Here is a 13960-nt window from a genome sequence, read left to right on the forward strand (position 1 = left end):
GATCGGTTCCCGGGCGCCCATCTGGAAAACGCGCTCGGATGGAACGTCCGGCGGCAGCGTCATATCCGGCGTCGCCGGGAACCGCGTCCCGGTGGGGACTTCTTCGTGGCGGGGCAGACCCTGCCAGAAGTTGATCTTCTCCTTCTTGCCGTGTCGATGATCGTCTCAGGCTGTAGTCGGGACCGGCTTGCGCTGCGGGCGGAACTCGGTTCCGTCCAGCCACATCCGATGAAGCACGACGCCGATCCGCCGTGCGACGGCCACTGTGGCGCGCTTCGATCCGCGGCGTCTGGCAACCTGCATGCCCCATGCCTTGAGCCGGCATGGCCTCGCATTATGCATCATCACGGTGGCGGCATTGAAGAGCGCCGTCCGCAGCGCTGCATCTCCTGCCTTGGTGATCCTGCCGGTGACATCGCGCTCGCCTGACTGTTCCCGCCGCGGCGTCAGGCCGACCCATGGTCCTACATCCCGAGACGACCGGAACCGCGCCGGATCGTCGATCGCCGAGCGCACGGTCAATGCGACCACGGCGCCGACTCCGGGCATCGTCATCATCAGTCGGCAGGCATCGTCCTGCCGGGCAAGCTCGAGCACCCTGCGGTCCAGCGCCGATAGCCTGTCGCGCAGCACCGTCCGGGCATCGAGGATGGCCGTGGCTGCTGCCTCCAGCGCGGCATTCCCGGCAACCAGCTCTCGGACCCGTGATTCATAGCGCCCCTTGCCCTTGCCGACAGGACCGAGCTTCATCCCGAAATTGCGCAGGACCCCGCGCAAGGACTGCTCGATGTCCAGTGCCGCCTTCTGGACCGCCTTGCGGGCGCTCAGCAAAGCGCGCATCTCCTGGGCGGACACCGACTTGCAGTGGACCGGCCTGAACCAGCCCATGCGGAGCAGCCTGGCAATGCCCTCGGCATCGCGGCGGTCGGTTTTGACGGGCATGGCCTTCAGGACCGCCTTGACCTGCCGGGTCTCCATCAGGACCAGTTCGAAGCCCGCTTCACCCAGGCCGCGATGAAGCCACTGCGACAGCGGCCCTGCCTCCAGTCCGATTGCCTCGATGGTAAAGGGCAGGTCCCGCAGGAAGGCGATAAGCGCCTCGGGCTCGCTGTCGATCTGCGCCCGCTTCACGACCTGCCCATGTTCGTCGATCACACAGACTGCGGAGCTCGCGAGCGAAACGTCGATGCCGATGAAGATCTTCATGCCGTCCTCCTCTGGGTTGTGGAAGCGCCAGCCTATCCGGTCCTGGCCGCCCCATGACGACATCTGGAAACGCTCACGCCGGTCAGCGATGATGTCATGGTCAGCCTGCCTGCTGCGCAGCGCGACTGACCAGCTCGGCCCGCCAGTGAGCGCGAGGCCCATGAGGAGCTACACCACGCCCGGGGACATCATCCTTTTGCTTCCAACGCTTTATCCCAATTACGGTTGCAGCATCAGGCCGCTGCCGCATAAACTTGAACAGAAACCGAACCAGATCCTCCGTTACGATACAGTCTCAGCTCTCCGAAAAACCCTGACGACGGAAAATCGGCGACCGCACTGCTAAAGGCTAACATTACCGCTTGGGAGGTCTGAACCTGCTGGCGGCGATCTGGATACCGCGCGCGCCTACGGGAAACGGTTGGCCGAGGTCGCGAGCCGCTGGAACAGCTGATCCAGCTGTCTGAATAATCGGTCCGGCCGCCCGGATCGGATGTGCTGCGGCCGGGTTGCGCTCAGTCCGCGACCCCCGCCCGCCCGATCAGCGCCATGAGCGTTCCGGTCATCGTTGCGACGAGCTTTTCATCCTGGCCCTTCACGGCATAGGCACGCGCCTCGCATATGGTCAGCGTCCTGCCTGGTTTCACCACGTCAGCGACGAAGCGAAACCGTTCGCCGTCCGCCGGGTTGAGTAGGTTGATCTTGAATTCGGCCGTCAACACTGCCGCGTCCGCTGACATCAGCGAAAAGGCCGCGTATCCGCAGGCGCTGTCCAGCGCTGTCGACACGATTCCGGCATGCAAAAACCCATGCTGCTGGGTCAGTGCAACCTGATGTGCCATTTCCAGAACGATGCGACCGGGTAACAACTCGGCAATGCTGATCCCCAACGTGTTCATCACCTTCTGGCGATCGAAACTGTTGCGCACGCGTGCGTCATAGTCGGGGTTTTTCGGTTTGAATTGTGTCATGGCGGGTCTTCCTCTTCGATTTCATTCGTCAATGACCAATCTTAGGCGGTCTTTGAGGCGCGTATCTTGTAGCGAAAGGTCAAAACGACGCGGAATAGACAGAGCGCGCAACGCGCCGGGCGGTTTGCCGGCGAAGATCCGGCAAGCGGCGGACAAGTGAGATTGATCGTAATATCCGGCGTCCAGCGCCAGATCGCTCAGCGGCAGGGTCTTTGACGCAAGCTGCCCGAGAGCCCGGCGAAAGCGTCGCAAGGTCGCAAGCCGCCGCCGCGACACGCCGGTTTCCGCCCGCACCTTTCGACGTTTGGTCCGGTCGCTGTAAGCTCCGGTTGGTGCGGCAAAGCGCAGGTCTCTCGCAAGGCCGTCAAGCGCCGCGATGAGCGCAGGCAGGTCATCGTCCCCGGTCTGAATCCGGGCCAGTTCTGAGGCCAGCATGTCCAGCCCTGTGGAGTCGGGAAATCGCTGCGGTCGTGACGACAGTCGTAGCCCGGCCACGACACCCTGGAATGGCCTTGGGCGGGGCGAAAAATAGGGGCGCGGTTCTGCCAGCGATACGCGCCCGCCGCCGCTGTCGTCGCGCGTTACCGAAAGGGTAAAGAGGTCGGTTGCGAACCGCCCGCGTCCACCACCGCTCAGCACACCGGTATCGCGGAACACGAACAAATGGTCGATCTGTTTGGCCGCTTCCTCAGGCGGCGCCAGTTCGAGATAAAGCGGCGGCGCCATCAGGTTACTTGACGAAAGCATCCCGGTTCTCGGCGACGAAATCGGCAAATCGGCGCGCCGGGCGTCCCATCACATCGCTGACCGTGGTCTCGATGCCGGCAAGGTAGCCCTTGGGCGCGATGGAAGCCAATTCGACCATGGCTCTGGCGACCTCGTCCTGCATTCCGCCAGCCACCATGCCCGCCTTGGCATTTTCGGCCGACAGGGGTGCGCAGGTGACAGTGCGCCCGGTCACCCTGGACAGGAGGGCGGCGATATCTTCTCCGGTAAGAGCTTCGGGCCCGGTCAGACCAAGAGCCTTGCCTTCGTAACCCGGAGCGGTCAGCGCCTCGGCGGCGACATCCGCGATGTCGCGGGCGTCGATCCAGGCCACGGGGCCGCCCAGATCGTCATAGTACACGGCGTCCTTTGCAATGTTACCGGTCTGCCACAGCAGGTTCTGCATGAAATAGGTCGGCTGGACAAAGGTCCAGTCAAGGCCGCTTTGCTTCAGCAGCTCCTGGGTTTCGGAATGCCACTTTCCAAAGGTCAGCCCCGCCTTGGGCGACGCGCCAAGCCCCGTGGCCACAACGATATGGCGCACGCCCGCGGCCTTGGCCGCCTCGATCACGTTCGCCTTCCACTGGCGCATGTTCAGATGGGCAGGCGTGACCAAGTATATCTTTTCTGCATCGTCACAGGCCTGCGCCAGCGCGGCAGGGTCCGTGAAATCCGCTGCGACCGCCTCGCATCCTTTGGCCCTTAGCGCATCTAACTTGGAGGGGGCGCTGGTGACAGCGCGCACGGACGCGCCTTTTGCCAGAAGCGTATCGACGAGGGGCGCGCCAGTCGTGCCCGTGGCTCCGAAAACAGTGATCATGACTTTTCCTTTTGCAGGTCTGCGATGGGCTGAATGGTTTCCGGGTTGCTGATCGACGACAGATCGCCCGGATCTTCACCGAGAAAGGCGGCACGCACGACACGGCGCATGGTTTTCATGCTGCGGGTCTTGGGCAGGGCCTCGACAAAGTGGATCTCGCGCGGGCGGAAGGGTTTCGAGACGATCTCTCCGACCCGATCCTTGAGCCGCTCCACAAGCTCTGCGTCAGGCGTGACGCCCTGGGCTGCCACACAGACGCAGACGACGGCCACGCCTTTGATGTCATCAGGTGCCGCGATGGCAGCGGCGTCCACCACCTCTCCGCTCTCGGTCAGCGCCGCCTCGATCTCGGGCGGGCCGATGCGTTTGCCGGCGATGTTCAGCGTGTCGTCGGACCGGCCCAGGATATACCATGTCCCGTCCGGATCGCAGCGCACCCAGTCGCCGTGCCGCCAGAGGCCGGGGAAGGTGGACCAATAGGTTTCAAGGTAGCGATCGCGGTCCCCCCAGATGGCCGGGGTCAGACCCAGAGGCGGCTGGGTCACGACCAGTTCGCCGACCTCGCCCGGTGCGGCTTCGCTGCCGTCCTGGCGCAGAACCTTGGCCCCGACACCCATGGCCTGGGCCGAGAATCCGCCGGGCTTGAGCTCGTGCAGCACGGTCGAGGTCAGGATCGCGCCAAAAAGCTCGGTCCCGCCCGAGATGTTCAGCGGCACCGCGCGGCGGCGACAGATATGATCCAGTTGCCAAAGCCAGGCATCCTCGGTCCAGGGTTCGCCGGTCGAGGCGACGATGCGCAGGGACGACAAGTCGTAGCCCGACAAAGTTTCAGTATCCTGCGTCATGAACTGCCGTACCAGGGTCGGGGCCACGCCGAGATGCGTGACCTCCATCTCGGACGCAAGACGCAGCAGCCTGAAGGGATCGCCGGGCATTGATGGTGCGCCCTCGGCCAGCACCAGAGTCGAACCGGACAAGAGCACCGACAAAAGGGTGAGCGGCCCCATGACCCACCCCATGTCGGTCATCCAGAGGTGCCGGTCATCCCGTTTCATGTCGAGGCAAAGCAAGAAATCGGCCGTGGCCTTCGCCTGCACGCCCAAATGGGTATGCACGACGCCCTTGGGCCGTCCGGTGGTGCCTGACGTATAGGCGATCAGAAAGGTGTCATCGGCACTGACGGGAACGGCGGCAAACTCCGGACTGGCGCGGCCTATGGTTTCGCTCCAGTCCAGATCGCGGGCGGAATCGGCTACCGCACCGCCGAACCGTCGCAGGCTGATCACGGTATGAACCGATGGCACGTCGGTCAAAGCCTGGGCAAGGGTCGCCTCCATCCAGACCGGCTTGCCTCGCCGGGGTGTGGCATCCGCTGTCAGCACCGCCACGGCATCCGCGTCGTTCAGGCGCGATACGATGGCATGAGGCGCAAAACCGGAAAACAGCGGCACCGCAACCGCGCCCAGCCGGGCAATCCCCAGAAGCGCGGCCTCGATTTCGGGGATCATCGGCATATAGATGCCCACCGCCTGACCGGGCCTTACACCGCGCGCGGCAAGGGCCGAGGCGACGCGGGAGGCTTCGGCGGTAAGGTCGGAATAGGTCCAGCGACGGCGGCTTCCGTCTTCACCGACCCAGTCGATTGCGACCTTGTCGCCCAAGCCATCGGCAATTCGGGCGTCAAGACAGGTTTCCGTCAGATTCAAAGTACTCCCGAGGGCCCACCGGATCGATTCGGGCCCTTCGGAGATATCTCGCAACCGGCTGTAGGGCCGCGCGAACCGTATCCCGGCATGGTCAATGATCTGGCCCCAGAACCAGTCTGGGTCTTCATTCGAACGGCGGACGAGTTCCTCGTAACTGTCAATGCCGCAGCCCCTCAGAAATGAGGTCAGCGTGCTTGTCCGCTGGATGTCAGAGCCTGGCTGAAACATTCGCAACCTTTCTAGAATGGAAAAGGGCCGCACAAAAGGCGCGGCCAGTCGGGAAGGTAACTCTTGGCACGGTTTGGCAGCAGCGCCTTGAGTCCGGCGCTGCTGCCAGCGTTTTAACCGTGCATGGACAAGCCGCCCGAAACCGAAATCACCTGACCGGTGATGAATCCCGCGTCGTCGGACGACAGGAAGCAGATGATGCCAGGGTAATCCGTCGGCTGCGCAAGACGCTTCATCGGAATCGCCCGCTTGAGACCTTCGGCGATCTTTTGACCGGCCTCGCCTTCGGCAACCTGAGCGAACAGCGGCGTATCGGTCGGGCCGGGTGCGACCGCGTTCAATTGAATACCTTTACGCGCCAGTTCGCGCGCTACGGTTTTGGTGAACGAGATGATGCCACCCTTGCAGGCCGAATACACGGCCTCGCCGGATGATCCGACGCGTCCGGCGTCGGAGGCGATATTGACCACACGGCCGCCGCCGTTCTTGACCATGCCCGGAAGCACCGCGTGATGCATATTCAGCGGACCGTAAAGATTGATGTCGATGATCTTCTTCCAAAGGTCGGGATCGGTGTCGAGGAACGGTTTGATCACGTCCCAGCCCGCGTTGTTCACCAGCACGTCAATCGGTCCGCCGGATTCGAACTCGGCAACGGCGCTGTCGACCTGGGCACGATCGGTAATATCCGCCTGAAATGCCGTCGCTTTTCCGCCGGATTCAGTGATTAGATTGGCGGTTTCATCCGCTCCGGCTTTGTTCAGATCGAAAACGGCGACTTCGGCACCCTCCGCGCCAAACCGTTCGCAAACCGCTCGGCCAATGCCGCTCCCACCGCCGGTCACGACGACCCGTTTTCCACTCAACCCTCGCATGTGGAGGTCCTCCTCTTCCTTTGAACCTTGAAAAGATTTTGATTCGACACTCTCTCCGGTGTATTCTAACAGTTGTTAGATTTATTGCAATGGACAGCCTCATCTACAGCAAGTACCGACAAGCGATGGCACGACAGGTTGAAGATACCAGGATAGTTAATGACGATCTGAGCAAGTCGGAGAGGACCCGCGAAGCCATACTCGCTGCGGCCGCTCGACTTTTTCGGAATGAAGGCTATCACGCAACGACGATGCGCGACATCGCGCAGGAAGCTGGCATTGAGGCTGGCAGCATTTATTACCATTTTCAATCCAAGGACCAGATTCTGAGCGAAGTTCTCGATCTTGGCGTCCGTCAGCTATATCAGGCGGTCAGTGAAATCGTTCGGTCGGCACCGACAAGTTCGGAGGATTTTCGCAAGACTTTCGGACTGCTGATTGAAACACACCTTACCTACCTATTGACCGACAGCGACTTCACGTCAGCCAATATTCGGAACTATCCGATGTTGTCGGACGAAACACGCGCCCCGCATCGCGAATTGCGTGCATCATATGCGGGTGCATGGGGCAAATTCCTGAATGACGCCAAACGCGCCGGCCACCTTCGAAGCGACATATCCACTGCTGTGATCCGCCAGTTCATCCTAAGTGCCATGAACTGGACCGTAGAATGGTACGATGTCGACAAGTATCCGGTGCGCATCCTCGCGGAACGAATGAGTAAGCTGATACTTGACGGAATGTGTCCACATCGCAAGGCGGATACCGAAGGCTTGAAGCTGTGCCCCGCCACTCCCGCTAAAACCCCGGATCCCGACAGCAAGGCGGCTAGGACCCGTGCAGAAATTCTAAAGGCCGCAGCGCGCGTTCTGAGGGACAATGGTTACAAGGCGACCACGCTGAGAAAGATCGCGGAAGAAGCGGGCATGAAAGCGGGCAGCGTCTATTACCATTTCAACTCCAAAGAAGCGATCGTTGACGAAGTTCTAAACGCCGGACTGAGGGACTTGCTATCAGGTGTCGAAGCCGCCGTTCGGAAATTCGATGCCCCGTACGATCATCACGCCAAGATAGCGACTGCAATCTGGGCGCACCTGGATTTCCTCTTCAAGGCAAGCGAATTCACCTCGGCGAATATCAGAAGCTATGGAATGCTCCCCAATCATTTCAGGGAGAGGCACAGGGGTATTCGCCATGAGTATGGAAAACTCTGGGATTGGATACTCCGTGAAGCTCAGGACGACGGTGCCATACGGTCGGATATCAAGATCGTCCCCTTGCGCCAGGTGATGTTGGGTGCCTTAAACTGGACGGTGGAATGGTTCGACCCGAACAAGGCAGGAGTGGAAGGATATCTATCACTGCCTGAATTCTCCAGCATGCTCATCAATCTGTTACTGGAAGGCATTTGTAACCGGGAAGCGGCCCCGTCCACAGGACAAGGTAGCCCTGAAAGCGGTTGCCCCGGTCAGACCAGAAGGAAGTGATACAGCCCTTCGGCAACCGCCTTTTCCCGATCCGTCTGCCAGCTGAGCACGCTGACGCTTGCCATCCGCTTGCCTTTGCGCGTGACGTTAGCGCGGGCAAAAAGCGGTCCCTTCACACCGGGTCTGAGGTAATCGACGGTCAGGTTGATCGGCTTGGCCGGAACGTCGGCGAAATCGGGCTGTACCGCGATGGCGGCAGTGGCCTCCATAAAACTCGCGATTATGCCGCCATGGTAGTACTCCATGATCGGGTTACCGATATGGCGGTCATCAAAGGTCATTTCCGCCTCAGCATGGAGACTGTCTAGACTTCTGACCTCAAAGTTGAGAAATCGGAAGAACGGCACCCGGGATACATTGGCATTGACAGTTTGCACGTCCATCACGAGGTTTTTCCTTTTTTCATTGCGTCAAACAGGCTGGTTTCGCCGCGCGTCAATGCAAACGAGGCGGTTCCCCTGGCTATTTCAGCATCCTCATGGCCCGCGAACCAGACGCTGCCGGAATTGAAGGCGATGTGACGGGTCTTGCGAAAACAATGCGCTTGAACGATGACATCCGCGCGCGAACGGGCCGGGCGCAGGTAATCAACTCTGAGGTCAAGAGTGGCCATGGTACTGACGCCTTCGATGGCAACAAAGTTCGCCAGTCCAAAGACACTGTCCAGAAGTGCCGTCAGGATACCACCGTGGAGCAGCGATTGTTCCGCATCGACGCAAAAGTCCGGATTGAACGGCATCCGAACCCGAACACCTTCGGTCGAGACCTCTTCGATCTCAAGCGCCATATGCGTTATCAGACCCTTGCCGCGCGCATTCCACATCTGCGCGATTTGCTCCATCTTCTTTTGGGTGATGTCTGACATGCGATCTTTCCTTCAACGCCCCGTGAAATTGGGTTTTCGTTTTTCGACGAACGCAGCAACCGCCTCGTGGTGGTCTTCGGTCTGATGCATGAGCGCCTGATAGGCCGCCGCGGAATTCAGGAAATCCGGCAGGTCCATCCGTTCGGCATTGCGCATCAGACGCTTGGCGACCCGCACCGCGCGCGGCGGTTTCGCGGCGATGACAGCGGCCCGTTCGCGGGCCCGTTCCATCAATTTTTCATGAGGCACAAGTTCAAGCACCATACCAAGCTCCAGCGCTTCCTTGGCCTCGACCATGCGCCCTGAGAAGGTCAGATCGGCGGCCTTCTGGTGGCCCAGACGACGCAACAGGAACCAGCTGCCCGCATCGCCCGGAATGATTCCGAGATTCAGAAACACTTCGCCGAACCTTGCTTTTTCCGACGCGATGCGCATGTCGCACATCATGGTCAGGTCGCACCCCGCGCCCACCGCCGGGCCGTTGACTGCGGCGATGGTCGGAATATCCATGTTGTAGAGCGCAAGCGGCAGCCGCTGCACCCCATCAACATAGCTCTGCGCCGCCGCCAGCGGCTCCTTGCGGAACACGCTGTCGGGATCGTTCATTTCCTTGATGTCGCCGCCGGCACAAAAGGCCGGGTCGGCGCCGGTCAGGATCATCACGCTGACCTGAGGATCGGCCTGAACCTTGGCGAAGGTCTCCAGAAGGGCAGCGATCATGTCGTTTCCGGTGACCGGATTGCGCCGCTCGGGATCGTTCAGCGTAACCGTGGCGATCCTGTCGGAAACCTCCAGAAGGACCGGATGTTTACTCATTCTTGCCATCTCCCCTTTTACGTTTCTCGAACATCGCGGGGTCGATCATGTCCCGCGCGTCATGACCCATATGCAAGGTCTCACCGCCGTCTACATAAATGTCTTCTCCGGTGATGAAACCGCCAAGTTTCGAGGCCAGGAAAATGATCGTGCCTGCGATGTCCTCGGCCGCCCCCATCCGGTTTAGCACCGAGCGGTTCAGCTTTTTCCACTGTTCCGGCGGAATCGGATAGCGGCCAAGCGCATCGGTCTTGATCGTGCCGGGTGCAACGCAGTTCAGGCGGATGCCGTATTCGCCCCATTCGGCGGCCAGCGTTTTCATCATACCCGTCACACCGGCGCGGGCGGCGACGGTGTGTGTAAAGCCGGTAAGCGCGGTGCGCGCCGAGATGGCGGTGACAAACACAACCGATCCCCCATTGTCGTACATGAAGTGATCGGCAGCGGCGCGTGTCATTTGCCAAGACCCTATCAGGTTGTTGCGGATCACGGCTTCGAAGCCCTTGTTGGTGATATCGCGGGCGGCCGCGATATACTGGCCGCCGGCATTGTTCACCAAAACATCCAACTGCCCATAGTGGTCCTTGATCCGCCCCATCGCGGTTTCAATACTGTCCTCGTCGCGGGTATCTCCGGGCACGACAAAGGCCTCGCCCCCCGCCGACCGGATCATCTCGGCGGTCTCCTCCAGCGGCTCTTCCCGGCGCGCGAACAGCGCAAGCCTGGCCCCGCAAGAGGCCATTTCGATCGCCGTCGCCCGGCCCATTCCGGATCCGGACCCCGTGACCAGGGCAACCTGGCCCGCCATGAGATCCGACGCGTAACGCCTTGATTTCGCTTCGCTCATGTTCCGCCCCCTTAGTTCTTCAGCAATTCGCCGGAGATGATGAGTTTGCGAACCTCCTGGGTGCCCGCGCCGACCTCAAGCACGCGACCGGTCCGGTACAGCCGGTTCACTTCGGTATCACGCATGTAGCCCGAGCCACCGTGAATCTGGACGGCCTTGTCCAGCACGAAGGATGTCGCCTCAGCGGCCTTGTAGATCGCCGCAGCGGTGAGCTTGTGGATTTCGCCGCGCCCGCCTTCGCCCTCTTCGAGGCCTTCACACATGGCAGCGGTGCGCAAGGACAGGCTCCGCGCGGCCTCGATCTGCGTATACATGTCGGCCAGCATCGCCTGAACCATCTGAAAACTGGCGATCGGTTTGCCGAATTGCTGGCGTGTCTTGGCGTAGTCGATGGAAATATCCAGCGCCCGCTGCGCAATGCCCAGAGCGTTGAAACAGACGATGGCACGTTCCAGATCAAGTCCGGACATGGTAACGGCAACCCCGCCATCCAGCTTGCCGACCATGTTTCTAGCCGGAACACGGCAATCTTCGAATACCAGTTCGCCCGTCGGCGAGCCGCGGAATCCCATCTTGTTGAGCTTCTGCGCCACCTTGAAACCGGGCGTGTCGGTTTCCACGATAAAGGCGGAAATGCCCTTGGCCCCTTTTTCGGGCGATGTCTTGGCATAGACCAGCACCAGATCGGCAATCGGCCCATTGGTGATGTAGATCTTGGCGCCGTTCAGGATGTAGTCGTCGCCATCCTTTTTGGCCGAGGTCCGCATCGAGCCAAGCGCATCAGACCCCGCGCCGGGTTCGGTCAAACCCAGGGCACCCACCAGCGTGCCGTTGCACAGACCTGGCAGGTATTTTCGGCGCAGATCGTCATTGGCGTTGCGATAGATATTATTGACGCAGAGGTTGTCGTGCGCCACATGGGTCAGTCCGATGGCCGCAGAGGATCGCGACAGCTGTTCGGTGATGATACAGGCCGAGGTAAAATCGAGCCCGGCACCGCCGAATTCCGGCGGCACGTTCAGTCCCAGGTAGCCCATTTCGCCCAGCTTGGGGAAAACCGAAGACGGCAGGTCATCAGTATCGTCCATTTCCGCATTCAGATGGTGGAATTCGGACATGAAGAACTTGCCGGCCTGATCGGCCAGGGCCTGCTGTTCGTCCGTCATGAAATGTGTTGGCAGAGCGGTGTCGTTGCGCAGTTGCTTGTTCATTGTCTCGTCCCCCTCAGGCGCGCAAAAGTTCTTCGGCAATGATGATCTTGCGGACTTCGCTTGTTCCCGCGCCGATCTCCAACAATTTGTTGGCGCGGAACAGCCGGTTGATCTCGGTGTCCTGCATGTAGCCAGAGCCACCATGAATATGGCAGGCTTCGGTCACCGCCTTGTTGAATGCCTCGCCTGCGTAAAGACAGGCCGCCGCAGTCAGCTTGTGGATTTCGCCGCGGCCACCGGCCCCTTTCGGCAACCCGGTACAGGCGGCCAGCGCCCGATAACTGAAGGCACGCGCGGTTTCGACCTCGGTGTAGATCTCGGCCAGTTTCGACTGCATCATCTGGAAACTTGCAATCGGCTTGCCGAACTGTTCGCGAATCTTGGCGTATTCCAGCCCTAGTTCCAGGGCGCGTTCGGCCATGCCAACGCAGACTGAGGCAACCATAGCACGCTCCAGATCCAACCCGCTCATTACCACCGAAACGCCGGTGTTTTCCGGTCCAACCATGGCGGATGCGGGTACGCGGCAATCCTCAAACACCAGTTCTCCGGTTGGCGAGCCGCGAAAGCCCATCTTGTCAAGCTTTTGCGCCACCTTGAAACCGGGATTGTCCGTCTCGATGATGAAAGCAGAAATGCCCTTGGCGCCCTTCGACTTGTCGGTTTTGGCATAAAGCAGGATCACATCGGCAATCGGCCCGTTGGTGATGTAAATCTTCGAGCCGTTGATGACATAATCATCACCGTCGCGGCGGGCAGTTGTGGCCATGGACCCAAGCGCATCGGACCCCGCGCCCGGTTCGGTCAGGCCCAGAGCGCCAACCAGGTCGCCCGAGCAAAGACCCGGCACATATTTCTTTACCTGCTCTTCGGATCCATTGCGCAGCAGGTTATTCAGGCACAGGTTGTCATGCGCCCCGTGTGAGAGGCCCACAGCCGGATTCCACTTCGAAATCACCTCGGACACCAGCGCCTGGGTGAACTCGTTCTGTCCCGATCCGCCCAGCTCTTCGGGTGCGGTAATCCCCAGCAGGCCCAGCTCGCCCATCTGCTTGAACAGATCATCGGGCCACCATTCCTCGTCATCCATACGCGCTTGCAGCGGGTGTAGCACGTCGCGCGACACCCGATCCACGTGATCGACGATCTGGCGTTGCTCATCAGTCAAAGAATAGTTCGCCCTGATGGCTTCCAGATCAGCCGAGATGGCCTCACTTTGAGTGGTCATATCATCCTCCCGAAAAATGTCCTCCGCCGTGTTGACCAAAATCAAACACATGTTAGAAAATAGATCAAGCCAGGCTTTTGACGACCTGACGTAAGAAAGCGCGGTGTCCTAAATACAGGGGGGAGCTTCGGAAATGACTGAGAGCGTGGTTCAATCGCAGGCACTCGGCAAAGAAGTGCGTATCACGATTCGACGTCCTGACAATCGAAATGCCCTCAACCGTGAGGTCGCAGACGGGATCATGGCCGCCATATGTGCTGCCGAGAGGGACAGCAATTGCCGCGTGATCGTTCTGACCGGCGAGGGCGAGCGCGCCTTCTGTGCCGGGGGCGACATCAAGGCGGGGGCGGATGGCGGCCCGTTTGTTCAGGATCCGGCGGACCCGGATCATTTTGCCGGAAGGTTGTTCGAGACGATACAGGCGTGCCGAAAGCCAACGATCGCGCGCATCAATGGCGTCGCGATGGGGGCGGGGGCGGGCATCATCTGTGCCTGCGATCTGGCTGTGATGGCGGATCATGCCCGCATCGGAACGCCGGAAGTGAAGGTGGGTCTGTTTCCCATGACGATCGTGCCACCCATGATGCGCGTGCTGCCCCGGCGGAGGCTGATGGAGATGTTCATCACCGGCGTTCCTCTGACGGCCGAAGAAGCCCTGCAATTCAATCTGGTCAACTACGTGACCGATGCCGCGGGGTTGGACGACAAGGTTGGAGAACTGGTTGCCCAGATTGCCGCGCAGTCGCCGAGCGCGATCCGGCTGGGAAAATACGCCTGTCACGCGATGGAGGATATGACCTATCCGCAGCAAATGCGGTTTGCAGAAACTCTTTTACCGCGTGTGGCGCAGACCGAAGACGCGCGCGAAGGCTTTGATGCCTTCATTGCGAAGCGCAAACCTGAATGGACGGGCCGCTGATCAAGCGGGGAGG

At 60.5% G+C, this 13960-nt stretch carries 14 protein-coding genes; 2 read left to right on the forward strand and 12 right to left on the reverse strand.

The features are described from left to right. Window positions 1-165: 165 nt before the first annotated feature. From G455_RS0111855 to G455_RS0111880, 6 genes are all read right to left on the reverse strand, one after another. Window positions 166-1206: an IS110 family RNA-guided transposase gene (locus G455_RS0111855; RefSeq protein ID WP_028093909.1), complete on the reverse strand. Its 1041-nt coding sequence runs from the start codon at window positions 1204-1206 to the stop codon at window positions 166-168. A gap of 515 nt (window positions 1207-1721) precedes the next feature. After that, window positions 1722-2177 (reverse strand): PaaI family thioesterase, encoded by a 456-nt coding sequence (locus tag G455_RS0111860; protein ID WP_028093910.1) that lies wholly within the window; start codon window positions 2175-2177, stop codon window positions 1722-1724. Window positions 2178-2198: 21 nt separating this feature from the next. Next, window positions 2199-2924 carry a helix-turn-helix domain-containing protein gene (locus G455_RS0111865; protein ID WP_028093911.1) on the reverse strand — a complete coding sequence of 242 codons (726 nt, stop codon included), beginning with the start codon at window positions 2922-2924 and terminating at the stop codon, window positions 2199-2201. Beyond that, a complete protein-coding gene (locus tag G455_RS0111870) occupies window positions 2908-3762 on the reverse strand; it encodes an SDR family oxidoreductase (RefSeq protein ID WP_028093912.1) in 855 nt (284 codons plus the stop codon). The genes G455_RS0111865 and G455_RS0111870 overlap by 17 nt, the downstream gene beginning before the upstream one ends. Further along, complete coding sequence (locus G455_RS0111875; RefSeq protein ID WP_028093913.1) at window positions 3759-5696, reverse strand: AMP-binding protein; 1938 nt, start codon at window positions 5694-5696, stop codon at window positions 3759-3761. Before G455_RS0111875 ends, G455_RS0111870 begins: the two co-directional genes overlap by 4 nt. Window positions 5697-5809: 113 nt before the next feature. Then, complete coding sequence (locus tag G455_RS0111880) at window positions 5810-6571, reverse strand: glucose 1-dehydrogenase (RefSeq protein WP_028093914.1); 762 nt, start codon at window positions 6569-6571, stop codon at window positions 5810-5812. Window positions 6572-6660: 89 nt separating this feature from the next. On the opposite strand from G455_RS0111880, the gene G455_RS23925 reads away from it, so the two are divergent. After that, window positions 6661-8061: a TetR/AcrR family transcriptional regulator gene (locus G455_RS23925; protein ID WP_229861755.1), complete on the forward strand. Its 1401-nt coding sequence runs from the start codon at window positions 6661-6663 to the stop codon at window positions 8059-8061. Here the strand turns inward: G455_RS23925 and G455_RS0111890 are convergent. From G455_RS0111890 to G455_RS0111915, 6 genes are read right to left on the reverse strand one after another with little or no spacing between them, the layout of a single operon-like run. Beyond that, complete coding sequence (locus G455_RS0111890; protein ID WP_028093915.1) at window positions 8043-8444, reverse strand: PaaI family thioesterase; 402 nt, start codon at window positions 8442-8444, stop codon at window positions 8043-8045. The genes G455_RS23925 and G455_RS0111890 overlap by 19 nt on opposite strands. Further along, a complete protein-coding gene (locus G455_RS0111895; protein ID WP_028093916.1) occupies window positions 8444-8926 on the reverse strand; it encodes a PaaI family thioesterase in 483 nt (160 codons plus the stop codon). The genes G455_RS0111890 and G455_RS0111895 overlap by 1 nt, the downstream gene beginning before the upstream one ends. Before the next feature lie 12 nt (window positions 8927-8938). Then, complete coding sequence (locus G455_RS0111900; RefSeq protein WP_028093917.1) at window positions 8939-9742, reverse strand: enoyl-CoA hydratase-related protein; 804 nt, start codon at window positions 9740-9742, stop codon at window positions 8939-8941. Continuing rightward, a complete protein-coding gene (locus tag G455_RS0111905; protein WP_028093918.1) occupies window positions 9735-10589 on the reverse strand; it encodes an SDR family NAD(P)-dependent oxidoreductase in 855 nt (284 codons plus the stop codon). Before G455_RS0111905 ends, G455_RS0111900 begins: the two co-directional genes overlap by 8 nt. 11 nt (window positions 10590-10600) lie before the next feature. Further along, window positions 10601-11800: an acyl-CoA dehydrogenase family protein gene (locus G455_RS0111910; RefSeq protein WP_028093919.1), complete on the reverse strand. Its 1200-nt coding sequence runs from the start codon at window positions 11798-11800 to the stop codon at window positions 10601-10603. Window positions 11801-11813: 13 nt separating this feature from the next. Further along, a complete protein-coding gene (locus tag G455_RS0111915) occupies window positions 11814-13028 on the reverse strand; it encodes an acyl-CoA dehydrogenase family protein (protein WP_051312421.1) in 1215 nt (404 codons plus the stop codon). A gap of 133 nt (window positions 13029-13161) precedes the next feature. Here G455_RS0111915 and G455_RS0111920 point away from each other — a divergent pair, with 133 nt between their 5' ends. Continuing rightward, the gene (locus G455_RS0111920; RefSeq protein ID WP_028093921.1) at window positions 13162-13947 is read left to right on the forward strand and encodes an enoyl-CoA hydratase-related protein; all 786 of its coding nucleotides are present in this window, start codon (window positions 13162-13164) and stop codon (window positions 13945-13947) included. The last annotated feature ends 13 nt before the right edge of the window (window positions 13948-13960 follow it).

Origin of the sequence: Pseudodonghicola xiamenensis DSM 18339, from assembly GCF_000429365.1 — a bacterium.
Taxonomy (GTDB): Bacteria; Pseudomonadota; Alphaproteobacteria; order Rhodobacterales; family Rhodobacteraceae; genus Pseudodonghicola; species Pseudodonghicola xiamenensis.

Excerpts from the sequence above, each read along its gene's own strand:
- G455_RS0111855 (WP_028093909.1), bottom strand. The coding sequence starts at position 1,206 with ATGAAGATCTTCATCGGCATCGACGTTTCGCTCGCGAGCTCCGCAGTC.
- G455_RS0111860 (WP_028093910.1), bottom strand. The coding sequence starts at position 2,177 with ATGACACAATTCAAACCGAAAAACCCCGACTATGACGCACGCGTGCGC.
- G455_RS0111865 (WP_028093911.1), bottom strand. The coding sequence starts at position 2,924 with ATGCTTTCGTCAAGTAACCTGATGGCGCCGCCGCTTTATCTCGAACTG.
- G455_RS0111870 (WP_028093912.1), bottom strand. The coding sequence starts at position 3,762 with ATGATCACTGTTTTCGGAGCCACGGGCACGACTGGCGCGCCCCTCGTC.
- G455_RS0111875 (WP_028093913.1), bottom strand. The coding sequence starts at position 5,696 with ATGTTTCAGCCAGGCTCTGACATCCAGCGGACAAGCACGCTGACCTCA.
- G455_RS0111880 (WP_028093914.1), bottom strand. The coding sequence starts at position 6,571 with ATGCGAGGGTTGAGTGGAAAACGGGTCGTCGTGACCGGCGGTGGGAGC.
- G455_RS23925 (WP_229861755.1), top strand. The coding sequence starts at position 6,661 with ATGGACAGCCTCATCTACAGCAAGTACCGACAAGCGATGGCACGACAG.
- G455_RS0111890 (WP_028093915.1), bottom strand. The coding sequence starts at position 8,444 with ATGGACGTGCAAACTGTCAATGCCAATGTATCCCGGGTGCCGTTCTTC.
- G455_RS0111895 (WP_028093916.1), bottom strand. The coding sequence starts at position 8,926 with ATGTCAGACATCACCCAAAAGAAGATGGAGCAAATCGCGCAGATGTGG.
- G455_RS0111900 (WP_028093917.1), bottom strand. The coding sequence starts at position 9,742 with ATGAGTAAACATCCGGTCCTTCTGGAGGTTTCCGACAGGATCGCCACG.
- G455_RS0111905 (WP_028093918.1), bottom strand. The coding sequence starts at position 10,589 with ATGAGCGAAGCGAAATCAAGGCGTTACGCGTCGGATCTCATGGCGGGC.
- G455_RS0111910 (WP_028093919.1), bottom strand. The coding sequence starts at position 11,800 with ATGAACAAGCAACTGCGCAACGACACCGCTCTGCCAACACATTTCATG.
- G455_RS0111915 (WP_051312421.1), bottom strand. The coding sequence starts at position 13,028 with ATGACCACTCAAAGTGAGGCCATCTCGGCTGATCTGGAAGCCATCAGG.
- G455_RS0111920 (WP_028093921.1), top strand. The coding sequence starts at position 13,162 with ATGACTGAGAGCGTGGTTCAATCGCAGGCACTCGGCAAAGAAGTGCGT.